The sequence below is a fragment of the Frigoribacterium sp. RIT-PI-h genome (genome assembly GCF_001297205.1).
GTDB lineage: Bacteria > Actinomycetota > Actinomycetes > Actinomycetales > Microbacteriaceae > Frigoribacterium.
Window position 1 is genome coordinate 1 of sequence record NZ_LHOZ01000002.1, and the last position, 7,586, is coordinate 7,586.

Consider the following 7,586-nt stretch of genomic DNA (forward strand, 5'->3'; position numbering starts at 1 on the left):
CCGCGTCCGCCCGCACCCGGCGGGTGGCGGGGCGCGGCCCGGCCCCCGCCCCGCCCCGGCCCGCCGGGGCGGCCCTCCGCCCCTTCGCGTTGGGCGTCGCCGCCGCCCTGGGCATCTGGACCCGGCTGCTGTCCTACGCCCACGGCTGGAAGCCGAGCGGGGGATGACCGCCCCGGCCGGCGGGTCCGGCCCGTCCGCCCCGACCCCGTCACCCACCGCCACCACGACCATCGGAGACCCCGTGACCGACCCCCGCACACCGCTCGACCGCTTCGCGGCGCTGCCCGTCGCCAACGCCGGCGACCCCATGGACCGCCCCGGCGTCGTCGACTCGTCGATCCGTGCCGTCTGGCGCGGCGCCCGCGTCGCCGGCCCGGCCTTCACGGTGGAGGGGGCCGGGTGCGCCAACGCCGGCATCCACGAGGCGATCGGGCAGCTCCGGCCCGGCCAGGTGCTGGTCGTCAACGGCCACGGCGTCACCGACCGCGCGCTCATCGGCGAGCTGATCGCCGAGCGGCTGCGCAAGGCCGGCTGCGTCGGCATGGTGGTCGACGGGGCCGTCCGCGACGTCGACGACCTCGAGGAGCTGCGCTTCCCCGCCTTCGCGGCCGGCGCCTCCCCGGCCGGTCCCCATCGCAACGGCCCCTTCCGCCTCGGCCGCCCCGTGGCGATCGGCGGGGTCGGCGTGCCCCCAGGCGACGGCGCGCCCGGCGCCTCGGGCGGCGTCGCCGGGGTGCCCGCCGACGAGGCCGACGCCGTGCTCGCGCGAGCCGAGGCGAAGCACGCCGACGAGACCGAGACCCGGAGGCGCATCGTGTCCGGGTGAGAATGGTCGGCATGGCAGACCCCCAGCCCACCGTCCGCAGCGTCGAACGTGCACTCGACGTCCTCGAACTGCTCGAGAGGGCCCAGGGGCCGATGCGGTTGGTCGACCTCAGCAAGGGCAGCGGCCTGAGCGCCGCGACGGTGCTGCGCATCGTGGGGGTGCTGCAGCGGCGGGGCCTCGTGCAGCACGTCGGGGGCGACTACCGCCTCGGCGTCGCCGCCCTCGGCATGGCGCACGCGTTCATCGTGAGCGATCCGCTCAGCAACCGGACGCGACCGCACCTGCAGCAGCTGTCGGTCACGACGGGTCTGACCTCGTCGCTCTACGTGCGGTCCGGCGACGAGCGTGTGCTCAGCTCACGCGTCGACGGTGCCGACCCGTTGCGCTACCAGTTGCCGATCGGCCGCCGGTTGCCGCTGACGGTCGGGGCCGGACGCACGATCCTGGCGCACATGCCGCCGGACGAGCAGGAGGCGCTGGTCGCCTCGTCCGCCGAGCTGCGGGACGCGAACGGCACGCCGGTCTCGGCGGACGACCTCCGCCGGTCGCTCGAGGTCATCCGCGCCGACGGCTTCCACGTCTCGATCGCCGAACGCGACCGGGACGTGGCCGCGGTCAGCGTCCCGGTCTTCGGGCCCGACGGCGACGTCGTGGCCTCGGTGTCGGCCTCGGGGCCGGCAGAACTCAACACACGACAGGAGCTCGTCGATCGGGCCCCTGAACTCCGCCGGGCCGCGCAGGCGATCGGGCGCTGACACGCGGGTCGCCAGACTCGCGGCGAGAGGAACACCATGCGAGTCGGATTCATCGGCCTCGGCGAAGCCGGGCACATCTACGCGGAGGCCACGGCGGCCGCCGGTCACGACGTCACGGGGTTCGACCCCGCGGCACCCACCACGCCGGACGGCGTCCGCCGACTCGAGACGGCCGCCGAGGTCGTGGCGGCGTCCGAGCTCGTCGTCGTGCTCACGGGAGCGTCGCTGAGCGGCCGCATCGCGACGGCGGAAGCGCCCCACCTCTCGGACGGGGCGATCTGGGCCGACTTCACCACCGCCTCCCCGGAGGTCATGCGCGAGGTCGGCACGGTCGTCGAGGCCGCGGGCGGGCGTTTCGCCGACGTCGCCGTCCTCGGGCCGGTGCCGAGCAAGGGGGCGGCGACCGAGACGATGGTCAGCGGGTCGGCCGCGTCGGACGTCGCGAGCTTCCTGCGGTCGCTCGGAGCCGACGTCGAGACGGTCGACGGCCCCGCGGGCGAGGCGACCTCGCGCAAGCTGCTGCGCAGCGTGATGATGAAGAGCCTCGCGACGACGGTGGTCGAGGCCCTCGAGGCGGGTCGGGCCGCCGGCTGCGAGGAGTGGGTGCACGCCCAGATCGCGGCGCAGCTCTCGGGCGACGCCGACGCGAAGATCGAGCGCTACGTCGCCGGCAGCCGCAAGCACGCGGTGCGACGCGCCCACGAGATGGACTCCGTCGTCGAGCACCTCGCGACCCTCGGCGTCGAGGCCGAGATGTCCGCGGCCTCGGGCCGTGTGCTGCGTCGGCTGGCGGGTGACGACGCCGCCTGAGTCCGCGCAGGAGGCCGCCGCCGCTGTCGCCCTCGAACCCGGTTCCGAACGATGAACCCCGAAGCTTCCGGGTGCATCGTTCGGAACCGGGTTCTTCGCCGCCGACCCTGGTTCACCTACCGGACACCCGCCGCCCCTACGCTCGCCACGACAGCGCCTAGGGTTCCGGGGTCCCACGATCCGACTGGTCCGAGTGGCGCCACGGACGGGCGCCGTCGCCAGCGCCGTGCTCTGGCTGCCGATCGTTCCGTTCACCGGCGGCCTCGGCGCGAGCGCCGGCGGACTTGCAGTCGGGGCCGGTGTCTCGGCCGTGCTGCACGTCGTCTACATGACCGTGCTGCAGCGCGGCTACGCGGCCGGTGCCCTCTCCACCGTCTACGCGACGGCCCGCGGCACGGGCCCCGCCGTCAGCGCCGGCCTCGCCGTCCTGCTGCTCGGCGAGCAGCTCTCGGTGACGGCCGTCGTCGGCATCGCCCTGCTCGCCGTCTGACGGGCGTCGCCCGGGCCGTCGGCCACCCATGAACCCAGGAGGCGCGGGTCGGCCTACAGGAACCCGGTCACCGCGACGGCGACCGCCGCCAGAAGGGCCACCGCCGCGAGCACCTTCGACGACCCCATGACGAGTCGTCGTCGCGGGCCGCCGTCGTAGGGCTCGTCGTCGGCGTCGCGCAGCTCGGGTGGCAGCTCGGCCTCGCGGCGGCGACGGTCCTGCTCGAGGCGCGCGGCGCGGTCGAGCCGGGCGATGCGCTCGGCCTCGTGCCGCCGGGCCAGCTCGACCTCGCGGTCACGGGCGACCAGCAGCTCGAGTTCACGGTGGGCCTCGTCCGACCAGGTCTCGAGGTCGTCGTCGGGTGGGCTCACCGGTTCGTCCGGCGTGCCGTCGTCCATTCGCATGCGGACCTCCGTCGCGGGGCAGGGATGCCGTCGAGGCTAACCCGCCGCGCCTGGGTCCGCCCCGTCCGGTCGGCCCGGCCGCCCGGCGGCCCGCCGGCCCCACGGCCCCGCGACAACGGGGGCGCCGGGGGACACCGGCGTCGGCCAGCACGCCGACTGTGCTGCGACGCCGGCGCTCCTAGGCTCGGGGGCGTGCCCGCCACGCGGGACCGACCCGGCCGCGGCGCCGGCGCCGCGACCGGGGGTGAGACGTTGACCGAGCGGGGTGAGGCCCCCGCGCCCCGCCCGGCGGCGGTCATGCGTGCGGGCCAGCCCCTCGGGTTGCGACTCGACGCCCGCCAGGACGAGTTCCGAGAGCTGTTGCTCGACTGCTCACTCGAGGACGTCGGCCCGTCCGGCCGGTCGTGGCTGCGCGACCGGTACGCCGAGATCGTGCCCATCGTGCTCGCTCCGGCGCTCGCCGCGGTCGACCACGGTCGTCCGGTGTCGGCCTCGTGCCTCGACGAGCTGCGTGCCGTCGCCCGCCGCAGTGCGACCTGCCCCGACGTCGACCTGGCCGTCGTCCTGCGCGGCGCCCTGCCGGCCCTGCGCATCTTCTCGCTCGTCATGCACTCGGCGTCCGGCGGGCAGGCCGGGACGCTCGTCCTCGCGATGGCCCGCGCCGCGCAGGTCGCCCACGAGCTGGGCACCTGCTGGGCCGAGGAGTGGGCGCGGCACCGGCCCCGTCTCGCCGCCCCCCCGCCGGGCGGGGGACCAGGAGGCGCGGGCGGCGCCCCGCCCCCCCCTGCGGCCCCGGGGCCCGACGTCGCGCTCGCCCTCGTGGCCGCCGCCCCCGACCTCGACGACGTCGAACGGCAGATGCTCACGCTGACCGCCTACGGGCTGTCGAACGCCGAGATCGCCCGTGAGACGGCGTACAGCCGTCAGGCCGTGGCCTGGCCCCTCGCGCGCCTCATGCGGACCTGGCGCGCCCCGAACCGCACGGCGCTCGTCTCGGTCGCGTTCGTCAAGGGCGTCATCCGGTCACGCATCGTGCGACGCGACCGACGACGGGGCGGACCGCGGGCGGTCGAGGCACCGACCCGACCCGCCCCTCCTGAACTGCCGTCGGCCGGGTCGCGCCCGCGGGACCCCGCCCCGGCGTCGGGTGGGGCCGGCGGGGCGGGCTGGCGGGGCCGTGGAGGGGTCAGCCGCCGTTGACGCTGATGACGTTGTCCGTCTTGACGTTGTTGCCGAACACGCCCCAGTTCAGGTAGCCGCCGTCACCGTTGTTGGTGACCTTGCCGGGACCGTCGAACCAGTAGATGACGTAGCTGCCGCCCTTGATGTCGATGGGCTGGGCGTCGGCGATGGCGCCCTCGACCGTGATGTCCTGGTTCTTGTTGACCACGGCGACGGTCAGGCGCTCGGGGTTGCCCGCGTTGTAGTAGCCCACGTCGAGGGCGGCCTTGACCGCTCCCTCGCGGTCGCCCTGGTCGTTGACGGCGGCGCTGATCGCCCCGACGATCGCCACCGGGTCGAGGGTGACGCTGCCCGTGATCGGGCTGCCCGTGCTCGACTCGGGCGAGGCGGGCGCGGTGGTCTCGGCCTGCGCGGGGGCGGCGGCGAAACCGCTCAGCCCGGTGATGGCGATGCCGCTCACGGCGGCGGTGGCGAGGAGGGTCGCGGTCTTCGACTTCAGCTTGCTCATGATTCGTCCTCTTTCGTTGTCGTAGGAGTTCGAGTTGCGGTGCTTCGTGTTGTCGAGTGGAACTGCCTTGCGAGAACGATCCTGCGGCCGGCGACGGCACGACGCACGCGTTCGGGGTCGACGTTGGTCGGGTGACCAACGTCGGGCCCTGACGTGCCGACGCAGGAGTATCGGCGAACTGCTCAGAGGCTGCCCTCGGCCACCACCCACCGCTGCCGGAGATCGGGGTAGGCGCGGGCGATGTGGGGGAAATCCCGGTCGTAGTGCACGACGGTGGCCCGGTTCACGACTGCGTAGGCGGCGATGAGGACGTCGACGGCGCCTGCTGCCCGGCCCATGTGAGCGGCGACGAGAGCGGATCGGATGGCCGCCACGTCTCGCACCTCCGGATGCATTCGGCAGTCCGAGAAGGCGCCCGCCAGCGTCAGGACGATCGCGGAGTGGTCCTCGAGGCTGCGAGCGCTGAAGCCGTATTCAGCCGCGACAGGCGGGCAGATGAGGATGTCGTCCGGCGCGGTCGTCCGGATGATCGCCTCGATCGCTGCACGGACCACCGGTTCGGTGGCGACCCGCTGCCACGCCGAGTTGTCGATGATGAAGCGAGGCCGCCGCATCGGCGCGTGGGGCGGGTCGGGCTCGGAGAGGTGGGGCCCGGCAGGGCCGCTGCTCACGCGTCCGTCGTCCCCGGGGCCCCCCGCTGCGGCTCGCCGCCGCCCTCGATCCCACTCAACGTGGCCAAGGCCTCGAGCTGCAGCTGCCGTTTCACGATGTCGCCGAGTGCCTGGTTGATGGCGTCCTTCGTCGTCCTCACGCCGAGGATGCCCTTGGCGGCTGCCAACAGCTCGGTGTCCACGTCCACGCTCGTCATCGCCACAGCAACCTCCATATGCTCGATCCATCAAGTCTATATGCTCATGCTCGCGGTGTCAGGCGCATCGATCATGCGACGACGCTCTCGCGACTCCGAGTGTCGGAGGTGCATCTCCACAGGCCGCCTCCCTACGACGCGTTCGACGCATGTCTGAGGACGAGGCGACGGGCGGGCGGCGACCCGTCAGGCCGTCCGTGCCGCGACGCCGTCGAACAACAGCTCGACGGTGGCCTCGAGTGCGGCGTCCCCGGGGTCGCGCCGGGTCACGACGTGCAGCAGGACCGTGCCGATCAGCGACTCGACCAGGGCGTCGAGGGGCGCGTCGTCCCGGATCTGCCGCGCGCGCCTCCCGGACTCGAGGCGGTCGCGAAGCGCCGCCCGCGTGACCGAGGTGACGCGTTCGTCGTAGTGCTGGGCGACGGAGGCGTCCTCGGCGGTCGCCGCGATCGACGCCCGGATCAACCCGCCCGCCGCGGGCGAGGCGAAGGCCGAGAAGGAGGCGCGGAGCCAGTCGAGCACGTCCCCACGCACGTCGCCCGTGTCGGCCACCTCGAGGTGGGGCAGCAGATGTCCCGTGAGCATGCCCTCGGCCACCAGCGCCGCCTTCGCCGGGTACCAGCGGTAGATCGTCGCCTTGCCGACCCCCGCCGCCGCCGCGATGCGGTCGAGCGAGAGCTTGTCGTAGCCGCGCTCGGCCAGTTCGTCGCGGGTCGCGTCGAGGATCGCCAGGCGGGCGGCCTCGCTGCGGGCGCGGCCGGGGCGGGTGGGGCGTGCGGTGGTCACCGGTCCATCCTCGTGCACGTCCCGCCCCACCCGGCCTCGCTGCGGATGGTCCGGCCCTACTGGACCGACCAGCCGCCGTCGCTCGCCAGGATGGCGCCGTTCACGTTCACCGCGTCGTCGCTCAACAGGAAGGTGATCGACGCCGCGAGTTCCTCGGCCGTCGCGATCGTCGGGATCGCCGCCTGGAACGGACGCAGCCGCGCCGACCCCGCCTCGGACACGTTCGCCGGGAAGGGGATGCCCGTCGCGACGCCGCCCGGCGCCACCGCGTTCACCCGGATGCCCTGCTGCGCGTACATGAAGGCCGCCGACTTGGTCAGCCCGACGACGCCGTGCTTCGACACCGTGTAGGCGTTGCCCGACGCGTTGCCGCGCAGCCCCGCCTCGGAGGCGACGTTCACGATCGAGCCGCGACCGGCCCCGAGCATCACGGGGATCACGGCGCGCGACAGCTTGAACCCGCCGGTCAGGTTGATGCCGATGACGCGGTCCCACATCGCGTCGCTCGTCTCGTGCAGGGGCGAGAAGTCGTCGTTGATGCCCGCGATGTTCGCCAGGGCGTCGATGCGGTCGCCGGCGGCCGCGACGATCGCGTCGATGTCGTCCTGCTTCGTGATGTCGCCGGCCACGGTGACCACGTCGCCGTCGGGCAGGGAGGCGACCAGCGCCTCCAGCTTGTCGGCGACGAGGTCGACGGCGACGACGCGGCCGCCTTCGCGGGCCACGCGGGACGCGGTCGCGCGGCCGATGCCGGACGCCGCACCCGTGACGACCACGGTCGTGCCCGCGAACCGGCCGGGCGTGATCGTCTCGCGCCACGGGCCGTCGGCCTCGATCGTCTCGTCGGGCACGACGCCGCCGTTGACCTGCAGCACCAGGCCGTCGACGAGCTCCTGCGGCACCTGCCCCTGGCTCATCGCGACCAGCTGCTGCAGCGGCAGACCGCGGACCGGGGCC

General features: G+C 74.2%; 11 protein-coding genes. 5 read left to right on the forward strand and 6 right to left on the reverse strand.

The window, feature by feature from the left end; genetic code table 11:
• Positions 1 to 241 precede the first annotated feature (241 nt).
• The 4 genes from AEQ27_RS00030 (at position 242) to AEQ27_RS00045 (ending at position 2,881) form a co-directional block, all read left to right on the forward strand.
• A complete protein-coding gene (locus AEQ27_RS00030; protein ID WP_235450916.1) occupies positions 242 to 826 on the forward strand; it encodes an RraA family protein in 585 nt (194 codons plus the stop codon).
• An 11-nt stretch (positions 827 to 837) separates the two neighbouring features.
• On the forward strand, positions 838 to 1,581 hold the full coding sequence (locus AEQ27_RS00035; RefSeq protein WP_054144838.1) for an IclR family transcriptional regulator: 744 nt from the start codon (positions 838 to 840) through the stop codon (positions 1,579 to 1,581).
• A 36-nt stretch (positions 1,582 to 1,617) separates the two neighbouring features.
• A complete protein-coding gene (locus AEQ27_RS00040) occupies positions 1,618 to 2,391 on the forward strand; it encodes an NAD(P)-dependent oxidoreductase (protein ID WP_054144829.1) in 774 nt (257 codons plus the stop codon).
• A 193-nt stretch (positions 2,392 to 2,584) separates the two neighbouring features.
• On the forward strand, positions 2,585 to 2,881 hold the full coding sequence (locus AEQ27_RS00045; protein WP_054144830.1) for a hypothetical protein: 297 nt from the start codon (positions 2,585 to 2,587) through the stop codon (positions 2,879 to 2,881).
• Positions 2,882 to 2,934: 53 nt separating this feature from the next.
• On the opposite strand, the gene AEQ27_RS00050 is transcribed toward AEQ27_RS00045, so the two are convergent.
• The gene (locus tag AEQ27_RS00050) at positions 2,935 to 3,285 is read right to left on the reverse strand and encodes a hypothetical protein (RefSeq protein WP_152970055.1); all 351 of its coding nucleotides are present in this window, start codon (positions 3,283 to 3,285) and stop codon (positions 2,935 to 2,937) included.
• A 192-nt stretch (positions 3,286 to 3,477) separates the two neighbouring features.
• Here AEQ27_RS00050 and AEQ27_RS00055 point away from each other — a divergent pair, with 192 nt between their 5' ends.
• Positions 3,478 to 4,485, forward strand: a complete 1,008-nt coding sequence (locus AEQ27_RS00055; protein ID WP_054144832.1) for a LuxR C-terminal-related transcriptional regulator — start codon at positions 3,478 to 3,480, stop codon at positions 4,483 to 4,485.
• Here AEQ27_RS00055 and AEQ27_RS00060 read toward each other — a convergent pair.
• From AEQ27_RS00060 to AEQ27_RS00080, 5 genes are all read right to left on the reverse strand, one after another.
• Positions 4,472 to 4,975 (reverse strand): hypothetical protein, encoded by a 504-nt coding sequence (locus AEQ27_RS00060; protein WP_054144833.1) that lies wholly within the window; start codon positions 4,973 to 4,975, stop codon positions 4,472 to 4,474. The two genes, AEQ27_RS00055 and AEQ27_RS00060, sit on opposite strands and share 14 nt — an antisense overlap.
• Before the next feature lie 182 nt (positions 4,976 to 5,157).
• Complete coding sequence (locus AEQ27_RS00065) at positions 5,158 to 5,646, reverse strand: PIN domain-containing protein (protein ID WP_054144834.1); 489 nt, start codon at positions 5,644 to 5,646, stop codon at positions 5,158 to 5,160.
• Entirely contained in the window at positions 5,643 to 5,843 is a 201-nt protein-coding gene (locus tag AEQ27_RS17565; RefSeq protein ID WP_369813566.1) for a type II toxin-antitoxin system VapB family antitoxin, read from the reverse strand. Before AEQ27_RS17565 ends, AEQ27_RS00065 begins: the two co-directional genes overlap by 4 nt.
• Positions 5,844 to 6,029: 186 nt before the next feature.
• Positions 6,030 to 6,629 (reverse strand): TetR/AcrR family transcriptional regulator, encoded by a 600-nt coding sequence (locus AEQ27_RS00075; RefSeq protein WP_082383092.1) that lies wholly within the window; start codon positions 6,627 to 6,629, stop codon positions 6,030 to 6,032.
• Positions 6,630 to 6,685: 56 nt separating this feature from the next.
• A partial coding sequence (locus tag AEQ27_RS00080; RefSeq protein ID WP_054144836.1) for an SDR family NAD(P)-dependent oxidoreductase occupies positions 6,686 to 7,586 on the reverse strand: 901 nt, incomplete at its 5' end.

Bases quoted from the DNA above. Each gene is read 5' to 3' on its own strand.
- AEQ27_RS00040 (WP_054144829.1), top strand. From the start codon at position 1,618: ATGCGAGTCGGATTCATCGGCCTCGGCGAAGCCGGGCACATCTACGCG.
- AEQ27_RS00060 (WP_054144833.1), bottom strand. From the start codon at position 4,975: ATGAGCAAGCTGAAGTCGAAGACCGCGACCCTCCTCGCCACCGCCGCC.
- AEQ27_RS00050 (WP_152970055.1), bottom strand. From the start codon at position 3,285: ATGCGAATGGACGACGGCACGCCGGACGAACCGGTGAGCCCACCCGAC.
- AEQ27_RS17565 (WP_369813566.1), bottom strand. From the start codon at position 5,843: ATGACGAGCGTGGACGTGGACACCGAGCTGTTGGCAGCCGCCAAGGGC.
- AEQ27_RS00035 (WP_054144838.1), top strand. From the start codon at position 838: ATGGCAGACCCCCAGCCCACCGTCCGCAGCGTCGAACGTGCACTCGAC.